This is a genomic window from Quatrionicoccus australiensis, assembly GCF_020510525.1.
GTDB classification, from domain to species: Bacteria; Pseudomonadota; Gammaproteobacteria; order Burkholderiales; family Rhodocyclaceae; genus Azonexus; species Azonexus australiensis_B.
The window spans coordinates 3,730,595-3,751,236 of the sequence record NZ_CP075188.1 but is presented as its reverse complement, the minus strand read 5'-3'; the positions used below and the strand labels follow the sequence as shown (position 1 = coordinate 3,751,236).

Sequence of the window (20,642 nt, the reverse complement as noted above, 5' to 3'; positions counted from 1 at the left end):
GTCAGCTTTCAGAATTGAATATTGATTGCGGCATGCACCCAGCCGCTTTTGTCGACACCGGAAGAAGCGTCCAGGGGCTTGCCCCAGGCAACGTCTGCACTGATGTCCTTCCAGGATGCCCGCACCCCAAGCCCAACAGAAGTCAGGCGTCGATACGTCGTGTCCGCAAGAAGCCGGGAAGACGATGCGTCAAGAAAGGCCAGGGGCTGAAATTGCCAGCCGGCCTCATTGGCTGCCTGGTCGAGCAGTCGGGTGAATTGGAGTTCGTTACGGACATAGACGCCCTTGTCGGCACCGATGATGCCTTCACGAAATCCGCGGATGGTTCCGTTACCACCGAGAAATAGCTGTTCGTGACCGGGAAGGCCGGTCCGCGAAGTCTGCCCAACGATGGATGTGCGCCAGGCCAGACTCGGGCTCAGGGTCCATGCCCCACTGATGGCGAAATCCCATTTCTCGAACTCGTTATGCGGGGCCGTCTTGGGCAAACCGTCGACATCACCGTCCGCGCCAAAGGCACGCAATCCCTGCGAATAACCGACTTCGAGGGTCAGCGCACCTTTCTGTCCGCGCAGCAATCCGCTCAGCGCTAGGCGCCCGCTTGCGTTGTACTGCGGCAGCAGTGAAATGGTATCGAGCCGGCGCTGCGCCGTACGATGCGAGAAGGTGCCGTCGATTGACCAGCGCGAAATCTGGTCCCGGGTCAGCACATAATTCCAGCCGAGCGTGTGACTTTGGGCCTGCGTCTGGCTCTTGATGGTATCGGTCACCATTACGCTGCTTTCTGAATCCGCCCAACTGTAGCTCACGGTCCCATAACCCAGGGGGACGCTTAACGAGAACAAGGTGGTCTGGCTGTGGAGAGAATACAGTTGCTGTAATGACAGGGCTTCCCAGGCGCCGAGCAGGTTATCCACTTCGACGCTAAGCCGCTGGCGCTGATCGCCGGTGGCGCGTTGCCCATAGTTGTCTGCGCCAAGGCCGACACGCCACGGGCGTTCAGCGTGGCTGTCGATGGCAATGGTCGAAGCGCCCGGGGCCTGACCGGGCAATATCCGCGCTTCGGCTTGGCGAGAACGCAAGCGATTGATCTGGTCGACCGCCTGTTCGAGGTCGCTCAGCCGTAACGCTTCCCCTGCACCAGAGGGGAATGCGCTACCCGCGAGGCCTTTGATTGGTGCGCCATCCACCTCGATGCGCTCAACTGTCCCCGGAACGACGGAGATGACCAGGCGACCGGAGGCCAAGTTTTGTGGGGCGAGATAGGCGCGCGTCGTGGGATAACCCCGATCAAGGTATGCCGCCGTCAGGCGGCGCAACAGCAGGTCGATACGATGCTGACCCAACGCCAGACCCAGGAAGGGCGTGACGACTTGTTGTCGAATCCTGTCACCCAGAACGGTATCGCCTTCGATGGCAATCTCGTTGATCTGGAATGTCGTCCCGGTTTCTGCCAATGCGTCGGGCGCAACGTCAAGTTCCGCGCTGTCCTTGGCCTGCCCGGCGATAGGCGGGGCGGGTTTGTCGAGCGCTTCATCCCTTTGCCGTTGCTTCTCGTCGTCCCTTAAATGGCGAGCTTCATCTCTGAGTGCCTGACCGTGTGCGCCAAGGCTCCACACGATCATGAGAACGGCCGACAATAGCCGGTCGTTCCTGATATTCCTGAATTGCATATTCCCCTGCTTCCAAGTGGGTTCGCTCGAAACTTGATTTTGTAATGTCGAATGGGACCGGATTGTATGCTTCATCCATTGTGAAATCAATTATTTGGCATATTTCCAATGGGGTAGAAGTGTTCTCTGCCTTGTGCCTGGTGCGGGGCTTCATAAACAGTAGAGCTTCTATTTCCTGGCAAGGCTCTTGAGCGGACGAGAGGTAGCATCCGAAGCAACTGGCGAGCTGGTGCACCAATCCGCAGCAGCGGCAGTTGATCAACCTGTACGACGTCCAGTATCAGTACAGCAGCCGCGACAGTACCTTCATCGGCAAGCTCGAGTACAGCGCCAAGCTGTGCAAGTAAGTTTCGCCTAGGGCGGGCCCGCTTTGTCCGGGCGCCCGAAAGTCAGCGTGTAGAACAGGTCGACCGCGTTGTCGCTGCCGGCGCGGCCGATTACCGAGATTTGCCGGCTCAGGCTGATGGTCAGTTTGACGACGCTTTCCGCCTTGCCCAGTGCCTGTTCGTAGGAGAGCATGGCGTTCGATGACAGGCGTTTGCCGACGCTGAAAATCTGCGCGCCGGTGCTGGCCGTGCTGTCGAAGGTGCCGGCGGCGACGCGGCTGATCTGCTGGCGGCTGCCGTTGTCGCCGATCTGGCCGGTGCGCACGCCGAGTTCATCGAAACCGAAATTCTTCTTCAATTGCTGCACGACATTGCCCGCGTCGTTGCCGAGCAGGCCGCCGGCCGCCGAGAGCAGCACCGTCGCGTCGCCGGCGCCCATCTGTTCCGGGCCGTGGCCGAGGACCAGCCAGGCGAGCTTTTCGCTGTCCGGCAGTTCGGGGTCGGAGATCAGCTTGATGACCGGGCGCTGTGCCGTGCCGGTGATATGCACGCCGGGCTCGACGGACAGGCCCTGGCGGACGGCACGCACGTCGAGCGCCGGATTGTCGGGCAGGCCCTGGAAGGTCAGGATGCCGCGCTCGATGGCGAGTTGCTGGCCGTAGGCTTCAAAGCGCCCGGCGCGCGTGCGGATCGTGCCGCTGGCGCGCGGCAGGTCGCGGCCGCTGGCGCGCAGGCGGATGTCGCCGGACAGCCGCGTGTTGAGGCCGGCGCCGGAGAACAGGAAGTTGTCGCCGAGCTCGGTGCTGACATCGAGATCGAGTTTTGGGCGCAGGCTGGTGTTGGCTTTTTCCTGGCCGGCACGGCGCACGACGACATCGTCGGAGAGGCGCGGCGCGCCGCTGCGTGCCAGTTGCCAGTAGCCGGCGTCGACCGCGAGCTTGCCTTTGGCACCCAGCGTGCCGTCCTGCCAGCTCAGGCGGCCGCTGCCGGAAACGCTGACCCACTGGTCGGGCAACTGCCAGGCGCCGAGGCGGTCGAGATGCACGTCGAGGAAGGCGTGCTCGGCGCCGGCCGGACGGTCGACCTGCATTTCGCCGGTGATTTCGAGGCGGCCGGGTTTCGCGGTCAGCGCCGCCAGGTCGCCGCGCCCGGAGAGTTGCAGGGCGCGCGGTGCTGCCTGCAGCACGCTGTCGAAGCCGAGCTTGCCGACGCGCAGCAGGTTGTTGTCGAGATCGACGGCCAGCTCGCCGCGATTCAGGTTGAGGCCTTGTTCGGGCAGGCGCAGGGCCAGCTCGCTGCCGCGGAAACGGCCGCTGGCGACGGGTTTGTCGGGCGTGCCGGCGAGCTTGAGTTCGCCGTTGAAGCGCCCGGCGGTGCGCCATTGCTCGCCGATCAGTTCACCCAGCCAGGCGAGGTCGGCGATTTCGCTGTTCAGTTTGCCCTGCCAGGCGGCCTGCCGGTTGAGCGCCCAGGCGCCCTGCATGCCGGCGTTCAATTGGGCGTCGATCCGGCCGACGCGCGAGCCGCGCGCCTGCAGGCTGGCGGCCAGTTGTTTCTGATCGGCGCCGACGTCCAGTGTCGCCTGCCAGTCGAGCGGTTCGCCGGCCAGCCTGGCCGGGCCGAGATGCCAGCGCTCGGCAGCGAGTTGCAGCGGCGCCGGTGCGACGAGGCGGACATTGCGCGCCGGGTCGGCGGCGAGCACGCTGGCCTGTTCGAGCTGGCCGCGCCAGGTCAGGGCGTCTTTGGTTTCGGGCAGGCCGCCGGCGAGTTCGAGCAGCAGGTGGTTCTTGCCGGCGAGGTCGGCGCTGGCGCTCAGGCGGTGCGCCAGCCGGTTGCCGTTGATCTGGAGGCGCAACTGGCGGAGCAGGGCGGGGCGCTCCGGCGTTTCCAGCGTGGCGGCGGCGAGGTCGAGCTTGAGCGGGACATTGGCGGTGCCGCCGGCCGTGGCATCGAGTTTGAGACCGCTGACCCGGACGCGGCCGGGCAGGCCGAGGCGGGCGGCTTGCAGGCGGGCGGCGAGTTGCAGTTGCTGTGGCGTGCCGGCCAGTTCGAAGTGGCCGCTGGCGCCGCCGTCGATGCCGTAGGGGGCGAGTTGCGGCGCGTCGAGTTCGACCTGCAGACGGTCGCCGGGGCGACCGAAGGCGCCATGCGTGTCCAGACGGTTGACGCCGGCCTGGAGGTGAATTTCCGCCAGCGGTATCTGCGGCCAGTCTATTTTCAGCTGGCCCTGGCCGGTCAGCGGCTGGCCGGCCCACAGTGAATCCCGGAGTTCGAAATGGCCGTCCACCTGCGGCCGCGGCTGCAGCTTGCCGCTCGCCGCAAAGCGCGCGTTGATGCGCGCCGGCGTGACTTGCGCGAAGCGGCTCGGGTCGAACTGTTCAAGTTCGCCATCGCCGCCGAAGGCCATGTCCTTGCCCAGCGCCAGCTTGCCGCGTGCCTTGAGGCGGGCCGGGCCGCTGCTCAGTTCGAGGCTGGCCAGGTCGATTTCGCCGGCCGCCTGGCTGGCCGTGGCGCGCAGCGCGAAGCGCGTGTCCTTGAGGTCGAGCTGCAGGCTTTGCCGGTTGGCGTCGAGATTGGCTGAAATCGGGCCGTTCAGTTGCGTAGCCCGCAGGGCGGCGACCAGTTGCGCCGCGTCGAGGCGGCTCGCCTGCAACTCGAGGTGCAAGGTGCCGGCCTGCCAGCGGCCGCTGCCGTTCAACTCGCCCTGGCCGGGCAGCGTCGCGTGCAGGGCGTCGAGGCGGGCAATTTCGTCCTGCCAGACGAGTCGACCGGCTAGCCGTTCGAGCGGCAGGCGCTGCCGGTCGAGCGGGCCGGGAATGCGGTTGGCGAGCGAGAAGCGGCCGCCAATGCCGGCCGCGTCCGGCTTGAGATCGGCGCGCAGGGCAAAGCGGGCGCTCGGCGCGCCGGCCTGCCAGGCGGCCGGGTCGAAGTCGTCGATGGCGATTTGGGCGCTGGCGAAGGCGGTTTTGGCGAAGGGCGTCAGCACGGCGTCGGCACGGCCGCTGATGCCGCTTTCGGCAACGGCGGCGAGGGCGATTTTTTCCAATTGACCGCTTGCTTGCAGGCTGAGCGCCAGGGCGTGTTTGTCGAGCTGGCCGGTGATCGCGGCGCTGGCTTCGAGCGCGAAGGGCGCTGTGCCGGCGAGCCGGGCGTGGCCGCTCAGGGTCGCGTCGCCGAGCGTGGCGCACAGGTCGTCGAGGGCGTGCTTGCGTCCGTCGCTGTGCAGGTGCCCGGCAAGGTCGCGCACCAACAGCAGGTTGCCGTATTCGAGGCGGGAAATCGCTGTTTTTTCGAGGTCGACCGATAGCGGCAGGCTGAGGTCGGTCGGCAGCGTCGGCGGCGTGCTGCTCGCGGCGCTGGTGATGTGCAGGCGTTCGATGCGCAATTCGCCGATCCGCAGATGGCCGTGCAGCAACTCGGCCGGCGACCAGTCCAGGTGCAGGCCGTCGATGTCGACTTGCAGGTCGGGGCTGCTCCAGCGCACCTGGGCTAGCGTGAGCGGGCCGAGCAGGCGGCCGCTGGCCTGTTCGATGTGCAATTGACCGCCGCTGGCGTCGCTTGCCAGTTCGCTCAGCGTCTGCAGGCCGCTTTCGCTGCCGGTCAGCCAGGCCGCGCCGCCGCACAGTGCACCCAACGTGGCGAGGGTGGCGATCAGCTTGCGGGATTTGGGCAGCAGCATCATGTCAGAACGGGATGGCCAGCGAGAAATGCAGTTGCACGCTGCCGGTGCGTTCGCCGTAGGCAAGGTCGGCGCCGATCGGACCGGCCGGGCTGCGCCAGCGCGCGCCGAGGCCGTAGCCGACGGCCATTTTCAGGTTTTCCAGACTGTCGACCGCATCGCCGGCATCGACGAAGGCGGCAATGCCCCAGCTGTCGTTGAGCCAGTGCGTGACTTCAGCGCTGGCGATGGCGAGGTAGCGGCCGCCGACCACGGCGTTGCCCTCGCGGATGCCCAGGCTCTGGTAGGCGTAGCCGCGCACCGAGCCGGTGCCGCCGGTGCGGAACAGGTAATCCTGCGGGATGCCCTGGCGCGAGTCGGCGACGGTGTAGCCGACTTCGCCGCGCAGGGTCAGCGTGTCCTGCCGGCCGAGCGGGATGAACTGCTGGTAGCGCCCGTGCAGGCGGACGAAGTTGCGGTCGGAGAGCGCCGCCTTGGCGCCGCCGCCGACCTGGCCCTGGAGGACGAGGCCGTCATGCGGGTCGAGCACGCTGTCGACGCGGCGCCAGGTCCACATCACGTTGGGCACCAGTGCCTGGCTGGTGCTGGCCGTGGCGCCGGCCGGCTCGCGTCTTTCCGTCTGCCAGCTCAGCGAGCTGCGTTGTTCGAGACGGCCGCGCTGCTGCACGTCCTGCGCGCCGAAGGCGTAGCGGCTGGTGCGCAGGCTCTGGATGTCGGTGTTTTCCAGCATCAGCCCGAAGCTGTTGCGGTGCTGGCGCTCGCTCGGCGGCAGGAAGATGTCGGCATAGGCGGTCTGCTTCTTCTGTTCTAGGCGCAGGCCGCTGTCGAATTCCCAGGCGCGGTTGAAGGCGTCCGGCGTGTGGTAATTGGCTTCGACGCGGGCGCCGGTGTTGGAGCTGATACCGGCACCGAAGGCGACGCGGTGCGGCGCCCGCTCGCGCACGCGGATGACGACCGGCGCGGTGGCGATGCCGTCGCTGACGCTGGCGCCGGCAGTGTCCAGCGTCGCCTGCACCGAGGCGAAATAGGGCGTCGCGAGCAGCGTTGTCTGCAAGGCGTTCAACTGCGCTTCGCGGTAGGGCTGGCCGGCGCGCACGCTGCGGTTGTAGCGCTCGACCAGTTCCGGCGTGTAGCGCTGCAGCCCCTCAACGCGCAAGGCGCCGAAACGGTAGCGCGGCCCGGCGTCGTAATGGGCGCGCAGCTGCGCCTGGTGGCTTTCGGCATCGATGTCGGCCTGGCTGTCGAGCAGTTTGGCGTCGGCATGCTCGACCGCGAGCAGTTCGGCCAGCGCCTGCTGCTTGGCCTCGTTCCAGTCTTCCTGGCGGAAAGGCTGGCCGACCGGCAGGCGCCAGTCGGCGCGCAGGGCAGCGACGGTTTTGGCCTCGACCGGGCCGTCGACCGTCAGGGCGACTTCGCTGATGGTCGTGCGCGGGCCGGGATCGAGCTGCAGGCGCAATTCATTGTCGCTCTCGCTGAATTCGAATTGCGGCGAGAAATAGCCTTCGGTGGCGAGAATCTCGCCGAGCTGGCCCTGCAGTTTCAGGCTGCTGCCGGCTTCTTCCGGCAACCACGGGCGGAGCAGGCGCTCGATGTCGGCCGGCGCCTGCAGCACAAGCTCGTTCGCCCCGGCCGGCAGGGCAAGGGCGAGCAGGAGCGGCGGCAGCAGGCGACGGAAATTCGGAATCGGCACGCCGCGAGTTTACCCGCCTGGCGCGGTGTCGACCGCTGGCCGTGGCGGCAGCAGGAAACTGCGTGGCTGGCGCCGGAAGCGGCGGCCGATGGCGCGCAGCAGCAGGCCCCAGTGGCCGAACTGGATGCGGCGGGCACCGAGCGCCGTGCGCAGCGCCAGCGCGAAGCTGACCGCGAGATTGGTCAGGCCGATTGCGGCAATGCCGAGCGCCGCCCAGAACACCGCCTGCAAGGGCAGTTCGAACTGGAAGCCGACCAGCGCGTAGCCGAGATTGGCCGACGAAAAGGCGATGTGGCGGATGTCGAGCGGCAGGCCGAGGATGGTGCCGATGACGCCGGTCGAGCCGAGCATGCAGCCGAACAGGAAATTCCCCATGATGCCGCCGAGGTGTTCCTGGATATAGCTGCCGACGCGCGCCGCGCGCGCCTCGCCGGCGAGGTGCTTGAGCCAGCGCAGGCGGGCGATGCGCTGGCCGACGTCGGCATAGGCTGCCTGGTTGTCGAAATAGCCGGTAATCAGGCCGGACAGGAACAGGTAGAAGCCGGCAATCGCCGCGTGCGGCAGGGCCCAGCTCAGAAGATCGAGATCGCCCAGCAGGTGGGCGCCCTTTTCCGTGCTGATCACCGGGGTACCGAACAGCGCGCCGAGTCCGGCGCCCAGTGCGATGGCGACCGGCAGCGCGACCATGACATTGCCGGCGATTGCCGCCAGCTGGCTGCGGCTGACCGCGGCGACGACATCGACCATGCGTTCGAGATCGGCGCTGCGGTTCGGCTTGAGATCGCCGAGCAGGCCGGCCAGCGTTTGCGCCGTCATCGCCGGCTGCTTGGTGGCGACGGTCATGCCGAGCAGGAAGATGACGACGAAACCGAGGCCGTAGATCATGCTGAACAGGAAGGCCTCGACGAAGAGCGGTGCGTGCAGCCCGGCGGTGAAGATCTTGAGCAGCGCCATGCCGCCGATCAGCACGCCGGCGCCGGCTGCCGAGCGCCACATGGCGCCGTAGTCGGCATTCGTCTCGCAGATGTAGTGTTCGCCGGAATGCGCGGCGTTTTCGGTGATGCGCACGGCGAGCAGGCTGGACAACTGGCTCAGGTAATAGCGCAGGCTGTTGCGCCGGTTCTCGGCGAGCAGCGCCGCGCCGGCGAATTCGGCCCAGGCATCGAACGCGGCATGGCGACCGGTCGACGTGCCGGCGGCGGTCAAAATGGCGACCAGCTCGTGCAGGCGGCGCAGGCTCTGCTCGCTGCGCGTCAGGATGTAGGTCAGGTGCAGGCTGGTGCCGACGGTCAGGGCGCGCTTGCGGATGCGCTGCAGGGTGTCCAGGCACTGGTCGGCGATGACCAGCAACTGGCTGCCGTCGTCGCCCGGCTGCTCCGGATCGTCGAGCGCGGCACGCAGGCCGTTGGCGAAATCGAGCGCCTCCGCCGAGAGGGCAATGAAGCGCGGCCGGTCGTCGTCGAAGCCGGGCGAGGCGCGCATCAGTTCGCTCTCGACGCCGAGACCGCTGACCCGGTGGGCGAGCAGCAGCACGGCATCGAGCATCTGTTCCTGGATGGCGCGCCAGTCGACGCGGCGCAATTCGCGCGAGGGCGCGAGCAGCGCCCAGAAACGCTCGCCGAGTTCGGGCGGGATCTGCTCCAGCCAGCGCCAGTCGTCGCTGCGTTCGTAGATGATGTGCAGGCAATCCTTGAGGCGGCGCTCGTCGGGCACTTCCGGCAGGATGCGGTTGCCGAGGATGCGCCACCATTCCGAGAAAAAGCCGGTGCCGGGCAGGATGCCGCTGTCAGTGAAAAAGGTCATCAGCCGGCGGCTGGCGACGAAATGCACGAGATGGCCGATCACCGCGGCGCGCAGTTCGGCGTCGTCTTCCAGGCGTTGCAGCAGGCGTGCGTGGCGTTCGACATGGCCGCTATCGCCGCTATCGCCGCGCCCTTGCGGGCGCAGGCTGGCGACCAGGCGACGCACCAGTTCGAGCGGCTCGGCCGCGGGGTCAAGAAAGGCGACGAGGGCGCGTTCGAGTGCGACATCGGGATCCTGCCGGGGGGCGAACAGGCCGCGGAAAAGTTTGCTTAGTGCTGCCATCGGGCGCGGATTTCCATTCTTGTGCGGGATGAGTAGCCCCGATCTTAGCGGACCGACCGAAAAAGGGGGTAACGGCGCGTTACCGCGCTCAAGCGCTAACAAAGCGTCATGAAGCGTGGTCATTTCGGCTTACAATACGCCGTCTATATTTACTCACCGGGATAATCTTATGATCAAGAACATCGCCAAGAATTCACTCGTTTTCGCCCTGCTCGCCGGTATCGGCTTCTCTGCCGTTGCCCAGGAACGCGTTTACGCCATCGACCAACGCGACACCGTCGTCAAGAGCGGTTTCGGCCTGTGCTGGCGTGATGGCTACTGGACCCCGGCTGCTGCCGCCAAGGACAAGGCCGGTTGCGAATGCGACAAGGACCTGCTGCCGGCTGAAGCCTGTGCCGCCCCGGCCGCCAAGACCGCCGCTGCTGCTCCGGCTGTTGCCGGTGTGAAGCCGTCCGGCGAAAAGATCACCGTCGCTGCCGACGCCCTGTTCGACTTCAACAAGGCTGTCCTGCGCCCCGAAGGCAAGGCCAAGCTCGACGACGTCGTTGCCAAGTCCAAGGCCATCAAGCTCGAAGTGATCCTGGCCGTTGGCCACACCGACCGTATCGGTGGTGACGCCTACAACCAGAAGCTGTCGGAAAAGCGCGCTGCTGCCGTCAAGGAATACCTGGTTGCCAAGGGTATCGAAGCCAACCGTGTTTACACCGAAGGCAAGGGCGAAAAGCAACCGGTCACCGGCGACAAGTGCAAGGGCAATGCCAAGACCAAGGCCCTGATCGACTGCCTGCAGCCGGATCGTCGCGTTGACATCGAAGTCATCGGCACCAAGTAATCTGCCGACGCTTCAACAAAAGCCCCGCGCCGCGGGGCTTTTTTATGACCATGGATTTCCTCGCATGCCCGCCCGCCATCGCCTCCTCCGTTCGCTGATCTTCTGCCTGCTTGCCGCGGCCAGCCTTGCCCAGGCGGCCGATGCGCCACCCCGGCCGCGTATCGGCCTGGTGCTGGGTGGCGGCGGAGCGCGCGGTGCGGCGCATATCGGCGTGCTCGAAGTGCTGGAGAAACTGCGCGTGCCCGTCGACTGCGTCGCCGGCACCAGCATGGGCGCGCTGGTTGCCGGTTCCTACGCGGCCGGCATGGCGCCCGGCGTGATGCGCGACAACCTGGCGCGGGCGGACTGGAACGACATGTTTGTCGACAATCCGGAATATTCGGAGATGAGTTACCGCAACAAGCAGGTGTCGCGCAACTTCCTGCCCGGTTCCGAGTCCGGGGTCACGGCCGATGGGGTCAAATATCCGGCCGGTGTCGTTGCCGGCCAGAAGATCAAGCTCTTCTTCAACCAACTGGTACGCGCCAACCAGGGCGAGCGCAGCATCGAAGAGCTGCCGCTGCCGCTCTCGATCATTGCCACCGACATCGGCACCGGCGAGCGCGTCGTTTTTCGCGACGGGCCGCTCAGCAGCGCGATGCGCGCGAGCATGTCGGTGCCCGGCCTGCTCGCGCCGCACGACTATAACGGTCGCAAGCTGGTCGATGGCGGCCTGGTCGACAACGTGCCGATCGGCGAGGCGCGCGAGCGCTGCCAGGCCGATGTGGTGATCGTGGTCAATGTCGGCTCGCCGCTGCTCAAGCCCGAGGAGGTCGGTTCGCTGCTCACCGTCTCGGCACAGATGGTCAATATCCTGACCGAACAGAATGTCACCCGCTCGCTGGCCACGCTGAAGCCCGGCGACATCTACATCAAGCCCGATCTGCAGGGCTTTACTGCCGGCGACTTCTCGAGCAACGGCGAGATTGCCGATCGCGGTCGTGCCGCCGCCGAGGCCATGGCGCCGCAACTGGCCCGCCTGGCGCTCGACGCGCCGGCCTATGCCGCGTGGTGGAAGGGCATCGAGGTGGCCAGCCGCGTCTCGCCGCGTATCGACGCGGTCGAGGTGGTCGGCCTGGGCCGGGTCAATCCGGCCATGGTCCAGCGTTACCTGCATGTTGAGCCGGGCCAGACCATCCGCCCGGCCGAGATCAATCGCGACCTGCTGCGCATGTATGGCGACGGTTACTACGAGCGCGTCGACTACACGGTGCTGACCCAGCATGAACGCAACATCCTGCGTGTCATGCCGGTGGAAAAGAGCTGGGGGCCGGATTACCTGCGCTTCGCCGTCAATCTCAATGCCGACAACAGCCAGGGCTCGACCTTCGGCCTGCGCCTCGGCTATCACAAGACCTGGCTGAATTCCCTGGGCGGCGAACTGCTGGTGACCGGCGACGTCGGCTCGACCGACCGTTTCGCAGTCAATTTCCACCAGCCGCTCGATGCGCGCCAGCGCTATTTCCTCGAGACGAAGGGCAGTGTCGAGCAGTCGAGCTTCAATATCTACGAGGACGACCAGCGCATCGCGCAGTACCGGCAAACCAACAACCTGCTCGGCCTGGCCATCGGTGCCAATATCGGTCTGCTCGGCCAGGTCAGCCTGGGCTGGGAAGAGCACAAGCGGCGTTTCGACCGCGACATCGGGGCGCCCTCGCTGCGCTCGGCCGAGTCGCGCTTCGGCGGTTGGCGCGCGGCGCTCGATTTCGACCAGTTCGACCGCATGTATTTCCCGACCCGCGGCTGGGCGGCGCAACTCAGTTATTTCGATTCGGCGAGCGCCGGCTACGCGCGCGCCGACGTCGACCTGAGTGCCGCCTACGCACTGGGCGGCACCGTGCTCAATGGCCGTGTGCATTACACCGGTTCGCCGCAGGGCCGTCTGCCCGCGTTCGATGCGGCGCGTCTGGGCGGCTTCCTCAATCTGAGTGCCTATGCGCCGAACCAGATTTTCGGCGATGACGTCATCTACGCCGGCTTGCGCGCCGAACAGATCGTCGGCAGCCTGCCGCTCGGCCTGCGCGGCGACATGCGGGTCGGTGTCGCGATCGAGGCGGCGCACGTCGGTACGCGCTATACCGAGACGCAGAGCAATGCTCTGCTCAACTCGTTCGCCCTCTACTTCGGCGGGCAAACGCCGCTCGGCCCGGCCTACCTGGGCTTCGGCTACTCGACGAGCAAGGTCTCCAATATTTTCCTTTTCGTCGGCAAGCCTTGACTGTGCTCGGGCTGCCGGCTGGCATACTTCTGCCTTACTGCTTCCGGGAGAAATTCATGCGTACGCGTTTCCTGATGATTCTGGCCGCCGGCCTGCTGTGGACCGGTCTGGCACTGGCCCGCGTCGATCTCAACAGCGCCGGGGTCGAAGAGCTTGACGGCCTGAAAGGCATCGGCCCGGCCAAGGCGCAGGCGATCGTCGATTACCGGCGCCAGCACGGTCCGTTCAAGTCGGTCAGCGACCTGCGCCAGGTGCCCGGTATCGGCGAAAGTACATTGCAGGGCCTGCGCCGCGAGGTGACGGTAAACCCCGCTGCAGCAACGCCGGCCCGGCGCGAACTGGTGCCCGTGCCGCCGGCACGCAGTGAACCCAGTCTTGCTCCTGTCATGCCGCGCAGCGCCCCGGCGCCAGCCCGACCGGCGATGCCGCAGGCGGGCACTCGGCCGGCCGTACCGGCCACGGTTGCCGCCGAAGCACCGCGCCCGGCCGCCCCGGCTCGCCCCGCCCAGCCTGGCAAAGTGACACCGGCGAGCGCACCTGATGCGGGTGGGGTTTCCGGTTCCGCCCCGCAGCCCGCCGCTCCGGCCCGCCCGGCCATGCCCGGCAAGGCGCAAGCCGCGCCGGCAAGCACGGCACCGGGCATCGCCAAACCGGCCGCACCTGCGGCGCCAGCCCGTCCCGCCATGCCGGGCAAGCCGGCTTCGGTCGCGCCGCCGGCGCATCCAGCGGCACCCGCCGGTGCTGTGCCGGCCCATCCGGCAGCTCCTGCGCGTCCCGCCGCTCCGGCGCGGCCGGCAGCGGTCAACTGAATTTTTTCGGCCTTTTTCCCTTGGAAGCAGTCCACGCCTTGTTGCTTGTCATGCAAACCCCTCCCCAGCCCTCCCCTTTTCAGGGGAGGGAGGCCATCGTTCAGCGCTGCATCTCGTCATCGAAGCCTCCCCGGTTCTTCCCTTGCCTGGGGAGGGAGGCCAAGCTGACGCCGGATGCGCTGACTCCTCCCCTGACAAGGGGAGGTTGGGAGGGGTTTGGGGTTGGGCGAAGCGGTGCCCATGCCCGAACCTGTGAGCATTCGACGATCATCGACGGTTTTCTGACAACATGAGTTCGCTGCTGCTCTGCGCTACCTCCCGCCTCGCCCAGACCCGGCGCAGCCAGCGCCCGGCCGATGCCGCGGTGTGGCTGACGCCGCCGGCGCTGACCGTCGGCCAGTGGCTGGCGCAGCTCGGCGAGGAGGCGCTGCTCTGTGGCATCGCCGAGCTGCCGCTGGCGCTCGATCCGTTTGCCGAACGCCTGCTCTGGGAGGCGGTGATCGCCGACGGTCTCGACAGCGCCGCGGCGCCGCTCTTCGACATTCAAGGCATGGCCGCCTCGGCGGTCGAGGCGCAGGCGCTGGCGCGCATCTGGCAGATCGACCCGGCCGGGGCGCAGTCCGATGAGGCGCGCCTGTTCGCCGGCTGGCAGGCGGAATTCCTCAAGCGTTGCCGCGCCGGCGGCTGGATCGACCTGGCCGGCCTGCAGTTGCAGGTGATCGGCCTGATCGAGGCCGGCCATTTCGCCCTGCCGGCCAGCGTTTCCTTTGCCGGCTTCGACCGCTACACGCCGCTCGAAAGGCGTCTGATGGCGGCGCTCGAAGGGCGCGGTTGCGCCGTTGAAAATAGCCCGAAAAATCCGGTCGACCGTAGCGAACAACAGGTTTTCGCCGCCGCCGACAGCAGCGCCGAGTGCGCCGCCGTCGCCGCCTGGGCCGGCGAGCAACTGGCGGCCAATCCGGCGGCGCGGCTCGGCATCGTCGCGCCAGATCTTGCCAGCGTGCGCGACCGTCTCGAGTTCATGCTCGACGACCTGCTGCACCCGGTGCTGATCCGCCCCGAGGCGGCCGAAGTGCCGCGCCGCTTCAATTTCTCGCTGGGCCGGGCGCTGGCTGACCTGCCGCTGATCCGCACCGCGCTCGACTTGCTGGCGCTCGGTAGCGGCCGCGCCAAGCTCGAACAGTCCCGCCTTTCGGCCTTGCTGCTCGGCGGCGGCTGGTCGGCGGCCGAAACGGAAGCCGACGGCCGCGCCCGGCTCGATGCCGCGCTGCGCCGCGACCTGCCGTATTTCACGACCTTGCCGGCCTTGCTCCGTCTGGCCGAGCGCCTGGCGGAACAGGAGCCGGCGCTTTGCCCGCGCAGCACGGCGGCGCTGCAGGCCTTTGTCGAAGCGGCCGGTAACGCGCCGCGCCGACAGTTGCCGGGACAGTGGGCGCTCACCTTCCGGCAGGCCTTGCTGGCGGTCGACTGGCCCGGCGAGCGCGAATTGTCCAGCCACGAATTCCAGGCGCGGCGCGCCTTCGGCGAGGTGCTCGACGGCTTCGGCCGTTTCGATGCGCTGCTCGGGCCGCTGACTCAGAGCGAGGCGGTACGCCGCCTCAGCCAGCTCTGCCGGCAGCGCATCTTCCAGCCGGAAACGCGCGGCCAGCCGGCGATCCAGGTGCTCGGCGTGCTCGAAAGCGCCGGCCTCGGCTTCGACGCACTTTGGGTCATGGGCATGAACGACGACCTGTGGCCGCCGCCGCCGCGGCCCAATCCGCTGCTCCCGGTCGAGGCGCTGCGTGCCGCCGGTGCGGCGCATGCCAGCGCCGAGGTCGAACTCGATTTCGCGACGCGCGTCCAGGCGCGTCTGGCGCTCGCCGCGCCCGTGGTCAATTATTCCTGGGCGCGTGCCGACGGTAATCGCGTCCGGCGGCCAAGCCCGCTGCTTGCCGGCCTGCCGGAAGGCGAGGCCTGCCCGCAATTGCCGCCCAGCCTGGCGAGGCAGCAGGCGGCGACGGCCGGCGCCGATCTCGAACAACTGGCCGACCACGCCGCGCCGCCGGTCGGCGAGGGCGAAAAGGTGGCCGGCGGCAGCTGGCTGCTGCGCGCCCAGGCGATCTGCCCGGCTTGGGCCTATTACCAGTTCCGCCTCGGCGGCGCGGCACTCGACGAGGCGGTCGAAGGCCTCGACCCGGCGGCGCGCGGCACGCTGGTGCACGAAGCGCTCGAAGCCTTCTGGTCGGAAGTGCGCAGCTCAGCCGCACTCGCCGCGCTCGGCGAAACCGGCCAGCGCGCGGCGGTCGCCGCCGCCGTCCAGCAGGCGCTGGCGCATTTCGAACAGGAACGCCGCCTGACCTTGCCGGCGCGTTTCCGCGAACTGGAAGCGGCGCGCCTGGAAAAACTGCTCGCCGTCTGGCTGGCGCTTGAGGCCAAACGTGGCGTCGCCTTCGAGGTGATTGCCTGCGAGGAAGAGGCGATCGTCGATATCGAGGAAATCCGCGTCAAAATGATCGTCGACCGTATCGACCGCCTGGCCGACGGCCGCCAGATCATCATCGACTATAAGACCGGCGCCGCCATCGATTTCAAGAACTGGGCCGCGGCCCGCATCACCGAGCCGCAACTGCCGATCTACGCCGCGCTGGTCAATGAGGATGTTGCCGCCGTCGTCTTTGCCAAGGTCCTGCCCGACAAGCCCGCCTTTGCCGGTGTGGCCGATGAGAAGGACATCCTGCCCGGCGTCCAGGGCATCGGCGACGACAAGCAGAAGGTCTTCGACCCGGCCGAATTCCCCGACTGGATCGCCGTCATCACCCACTGGCGCGAGGCGCTGCACGCCGTCGCCCGCGAAGTGAAAGCCGGTCGCGCCGGCGTCGTCTTCGCCGACGAAAAGGCCCTGCAATACTGCGAAGTCCTGCCCCTGCTGCGCCTGCCCGAACGGCGCCGGCTGCTCGCGGCGGCGCGGCATGCGGCGGAGGCATGATGCGTCGGCCGCTCTCTCAAATCATTTCGTTGTTGTCGCACCCATGATCCTGCCCTTCACCTCTCTCGCCTGTCCGCTCGACGGCGCGCCGCTGCGCAGCCAGGGCGCCGCCTGGCGCTGTGCCAACGCGCACAGTTTCGACATCGCCGCCCAGGGGTATGCCAACCTGTTGCCGGTGCAGCAGAAGCGCTCGCGCGATCCCGGCGACAGCAAGGAAATGGTCGCGGCGCGCCGGCGCTTTCTGAATGCCGGGCATTACCAGCCGATTGCCGCCGCCGCGGCGCGCGCCGTGCTGGCCGACCTGCCGGCTGGGCGCACGGCCTGTTGTCTCGATGCCGGTTGCGGCGAAGGCTATTATCTGCGCCAGTTGGCGGCCGCCGTGCCGGAGGCGCAACGCGTCGCGCTACTCGGCCTCGACATCTCGAAATGGGCGGTGCTCGCCGCTGCCAAGCAGGACAAGCAGCCGACCTGGCTGGTCGGCACCAATGCGCGCCTGCCGGTGCAGGCCGGCACGCTTGACCGCGTGCTCTGCATGTTCGGCTTCCCGGTCTATGCCGAGTTCGCGCGCGTCCTCAAGGCGGGCGGCGAGTTGCTGCAGGTCGATGCCGGGCCGGATCACCTGCGCGAATTGCGCGAAATCATCTACCCGACCCTGAAGCCGGAGCGCCCGGCCGATTCCTCGCCGCCGCCCGGCTTTGCCGAACTGGCCAATGAAAGCCTGCGCTTTACGCTGGAGTTGAACGGCGCCGAACAGATTGCCGACCTGCTGGCGATGACGCCGCATCTTTATCGCGCCAGCGCCGAAGGCCGGGCTCGCGCGGCGGCACTGACGGCGCTCAGCCTGACCGTCGATGTCCGGCTGACGCGTTATGCCAGGGCAGCCTGATCTTGCGGAAAATGCCATGAATCCAGCGGTCGACCGTCTAGAACAGGACAAAACCGCGCGCCTGCGCGCTCTCGATCTCGCCTCCTTCATCGTCGAGGCGCCGGCCGGCGCGGGCAAGACCGAACTGCTGACGCAGCGCTACCTGCGTCTGCTCGCCGTCGTCGACAACCCGGAAGAAGTGCTGGCGCTGACCTTCACCAACAAGGCGGCGACCGAGATGCGCGACCGCATTCTTGGCAGCCTCGAAGTGGCGGCGGCCGGCGTCATGCCGGAAGCGCCGCACAAGCAGCTCACCTTCGGCCTGGCGCAGCAGGTGCTGGCGCACGACCGCAAGATGGCCTGGAGCCTGCTCGGCCATCCCGGCCGCCTGCGCATCACGACGCTCGACGCGCTGTGTGCCAGCCTGGCGCGCCAGATGCCCTATCTCAGCCGCTTCGGCGCGCAGCCCGGCGTCGCCGACGATGCCGAGGCGCATTACGCGACCGCCGCCCGGCGCACGCTGGAAATGCTCGAAGGCGAGGGCGCCGAGGCCGAGACGGTGGCGCAGGCGCTCGCCTTCATGGACAACAACGCCGGCCGCCTCGAACGCCTGCTGATCGCGATGCTCGGCCGGCGCGACCAGTGGCTGCACCACGCAACGCGCATCGAGAACGGCGAGATGCAGGCCGAAGTCGAAGCCGGTTTCGCGGCCCTGGTCGAACGCGATCTGGCCGAAGTCGCCAGCCGGCTCGACGGCTACTGGCAGCAGCGACTGATGCCGCTCGCCCGCTTTGCCGCGGCCAATGTGCCGGAGATACTCGCACCGCTGCTCGACTGGGAACTGACGCTGACGGCGGATATCGCCGATCTGCCGACCTGGCAGGCGCTCGGCAATTTGCTGCTGACCGGCACCGGGACGCTGCGCAAGGCGCTGACCAAGAACATTGGCTTCCCGGCCGGCAAGGAATTCGCGGCGCAAAAGGCGGCGATGGGCGAACTGCTCGACGAACTGGCCGGCCTGCCCGGCCTCGAGGAAAAGCTCTGCCTGCTCGCCGGCATGCCGCAGCCGGAACTGAGCGCTGCCGAATGGGCCACCGTCGAATGCTTCTCGCGCCTGCTGCGTCTCGCTGCCGGCCAGTTGTGGCTGGCCTTCCAGGAAGTCGGCGAGGTCGATTTCATCGAGATTGCGGCCCGTGCCGGCCTGGCGCTCGGTGAGGACGAAGCGCCGACCGACCTGGCGCAGGCGCTCGATTACCGCATCCGCCACCTGCTGGTCGATGAATTCCAGGACACCAGCCCCGGCCAGGTCGGCCTGATCGAAAAGCTGACCCGCGGCTGGATGCCGGATGACGGCCGCACGCTGTTCGTGGTCGGCGATCCGATGCAGTCGATCTACCGCTTCCGCAAGGCCGACGTCGGGCTCTTCCTGCGCGTGCGCGAGCGCGGCATCGGCGACATCCGCCTCGAACACCTGCAACTGTTCCGCAACAACCGCTCCTTTCCGGGCATCGTCGATTGGGTGAATACGGCCTTCCCGACGATCTTCCCGGCCGCCGACAGCCCCGAGGCCGGTGCCGTGCGCTATGCCGAATCGGCGGCGACCCGGCCGCCGCATGCCGACAGCGGCGTCGGCGTGCATCCGGTGATCGCCGATGCCGACAACGACCCGGCGCTCGACGAAGCGCGCCGCGTCCTCGACCTGATCCGTGCCGCGCGGCGTGACTACCCGGCCGAGCGCATCGCCGTGCTGGTCCGGGCGCGCAGCCACCTCGACGCACTCGTTGCGGAAATCCGCCGCAGTGCGCCCGAGCTGCGCTTCCAGGCCGTCGATATCGAAGGTCTCGATGGCCGCCAGCACATCCAGGATTTGCTCACGCTGTTCCGCGCCCTGCAGCATCGTGCCGACCGCGTGTACTGGCTGGCGCTGCTGCGCGCCCCGTGGTGTGGCCTGACCCTGGCCGACCTGCACGCGCTCGCCGCCGACGACAAAAAGCAGACCGTCTGGCAATTGATGCACGACGAAAACCGCCTGGCGCGGCTGTCGACCGATGGGCGGCAGCGTCTGCTGCAGGTGCGCGAAATCCTGGCCCTGGCCTTCGCGCATCGCGCCCGGCAACATCCGCGGCGCTGGCTCGAAGGCGTCTGGCTGATGCTGGGCGGAGCGCGCTGCCTGGAGGCGCCGGAAGCGCTCAACGACGTCGAGGCCTTCTTCTTGCTCGTCGACAAGCTGGTCGCGGCACGCAGCCTGAGTGCCGAAACCCTGGCCGCGCAGGCCGCCGAACTCTACGCGCCGGCCGATCCGCAGGGCGACGCGGTGCAGATGATGACCATCCACAAGTCGAAAGGCCTGGAATTCGAGACGGTCATCCTGCCCGGCCTGCACCGCGAAACCGGCATGAACGAAAGCAGCCTGCTGCTCTGGGACGAAGTCGCCGGCCCGGACGGGCGCGAGCACCTGCTGGTCGCGCCGCTCAAGCAGAAGGGCGCCGGCAGCAACGCGGCGAGCGCCTACGACTACCTGAAGAAGCTGGAAAACGAACGCGCCGGGCATGAGGACGAGCGCCTGCTCTACGTCGCCGCGACGCGCGCCATTCGCCGCCTGCACCTGGTCGGCGTTGCCGTTGCCGACGACAGCAAGGACGACGGCCTCAAGCCGCCGGCTGCCGGCAGCCTGTTGAAGCTGCTCTGGCCGGGCGTCGCGCAGGTGCCGTTTGCCGCCGCGCTGGCCGGCCGGGTCGTGGCGCCGGCAGCGGTCGACCTGCTCAATCCGGCCGAATTCGCGCCGCCGCTGCTGCGCCTGCGCGATTGCACGCCGGCTGCCGCGCTGCAATTGCCGGAAGGCGCCGTGCGCCCGGCCGGCAATGCGCTCGACGCCGATGCCACGGCCAGCGAGCTGTCGCTCGAAGCCTCGGTCGGCACGCTGGTGCATCGCTGCCTTGAGCTGATCGTCGGCCAAGGCCTGGCGGCCTGGCCGGTCGAACGTATCGTGCCCTTGGCGCCGGCCTGGCGGCGCTGGCTGCTTGCCCAGGGGCACGGCGAAGCCGCGGCGACGGCGGGCGCGGCGGAAGCAGTGCAGGCCGTGCAGGCGACGCTGGCCAGCGAGGCCGGGCGCTGGGTGCTCGCTGCGCATGATCAAGGTGCTGCGGAGCAGGCGTGGAGCAGCCTACGCGACAACCAGACGGTCAACCACGTCATCGACCGGATTTTCATCGCCGATGGTGTGCGCTGGATTGTCGATTACAAGACCGTGCGTCTGGCGCCGGGCGAGGAAGTTGACGCCGCGCTGCGTCTGCGTGCCGAAGGTTTCCGGCCGCAACTGGCGCGCTACGCGGCGCTTTTCGCCGGCCAGGAAATGCCGCTGCGCCTGGCGATTTATTTCCCTCTGCAGGCGCGCCTGCAGATCCTGCCGGATCTGACACAATAAGTGAGGCTGCCGGTTATACTTTCGTCGTAGTTTTGCT

General features: G+C 67.7%; 10 protein-coding genes. 6 read left to right on the top strand and 4 right to left on the bottom strand.

Features of this window, described 5'->3' with window-relative positions; all coding sequences use genetic code 11:
* Positions 1 to 8 precede the first annotated feature (8 nt).
* The 4 genes from KI612_RS17815 to KI612_RS17800 all read right to left on the bottom strand — a co-directional run bounded on the left by KI612_RS17815 (position 9) and on the right by KI612_RS17800 (position 9,453).
* Complete coding sequence (locus KI612_RS17815) at positions 9 to 1,673, bottom strand: ShlB/FhaC/HecB family hemolysin secretion/activation protein (RefSeq protein ID WP_226441397.1); 1,665 nt, start codon at positions 1,671 to 1,673, stop codon at positions 9 to 11.
* A 354-nt stretch (positions 1,674 to 2,027) separates the two neighbouring features.
* Positions 2,028 to 5,681 carry a translocation/assembly module TamB domain-containing protein gene (locus KI612_RS17810; RefSeq protein ID WP_226441396.1) on the bottom strand — a complete coding sequence of 1,218 codons (3,654 nt, stop codon included), beginning with the start codon at positions 5,679 to 5,681 and terminating at the stop codon, positions 2,028 to 2,030.
* Between the two features lies 1 nt (position 5,682).
* Positions 5,683 to 7,368, bottom strand: coding sequence for an autotransporter assembly complex protein TamA (locus tag KI612_RS17805; RefSeq protein WP_226441395.1), 1,686 nt, complete (start codon positions 7,366 to 7,368; stop codon positions 5,683 to 5,685).
* Positions 7,369 to 7,377: 9 nt separating this feature from the next.
* Complete coding sequence (locus KI612_RS17800; protein WP_226441394.1) at positions 7,378 to 9,453, bottom strand: site-specific recombinase; 2,076 nt, start codon at positions 9,451 to 9,453, stop codon at positions 7,378 to 7,380.
* A gap of 169 nt (positions 9,454 to 9,622) precedes the next feature.
* On the opposite strand from KI612_RS17800, the gene KI612_RS17795 reads away from it, so the two are divergent.
* From KI612_RS17795 to KI612_RS17770, 6 genes are all read left to right on the top strand, one after another.
* Entirely contained in the window at positions 9,623 to 10,285 is a 663-nt protein-coding gene (locus KI612_RS17795; protein ID WP_226441393.1) for an OmpA family protein, read from the top strand.
* A 64-nt stretch (positions 10,286 to 10,349) separates the two neighbouring features.
* Positions 10,350 to 12,542 carry a patatin-like phospholipase family protein gene (locus tag KI612_RS17790; RefSeq protein ID WP_226441392.1) on the top strand — a complete coding sequence of 731 codons (2,193 nt, stop codon included), beginning with the start codon at positions 10,350 to 10,352 and terminating at the stop codon, positions 12,540 to 12,542.
* Between the two features lie 56 nt (positions 12,543 to 12,598).
* Positions 12,599 to 13,351, top strand: a complete 753-nt coding sequence (locus KI612_RS17785; protein WP_226441391.1) for a ComEA family DNA-binding protein — start codon at positions 12,599 to 12,601, stop codon at positions 13,349 to 13,351.
* A 289-nt stretch (positions 13,352 to 13,640) separates the two neighbouring features.
* Positions 13,641 to 16,316, top strand: a complete 2,676-nt coding sequence (locus tag KI612_RS17780; RefSeq protein WP_226441390.1) for a PD-(D/E)XK nuclease family protein — start codon at positions 13,641 to 13,643, stop codon at positions 16,314 to 16,316.
* Between the two features lie 43 nt (positions 16,317 to 16,359).
* Positions 16,360 to 17,202, top strand: coding sequence for a putative RNA methyltransferase (locus KI612_RS17775; RefSeq protein WP_226441389.1), 843 nt, complete (start codon positions 16,360 to 16,362; stop codon positions 17,200 to 17,202).
* A gap of 16 nt (positions 17,203 to 17,218) precedes the next feature.
* The gene (locus KI612_RS17770; protein ID WP_226441388.1) at positions 17,219 to 20,605 is read left to right on the top strand and encodes a UvrD-helicase domain-containing protein; all 3,387 of its coding nucleotides are present in this window, start codon (positions 17,219 to 17,221) and stop codon (positions 20,603 to 20,605) included.
* The last annotated feature ends 37 nt before the right edge of the window (positions 20,606 to 20,642 follow it).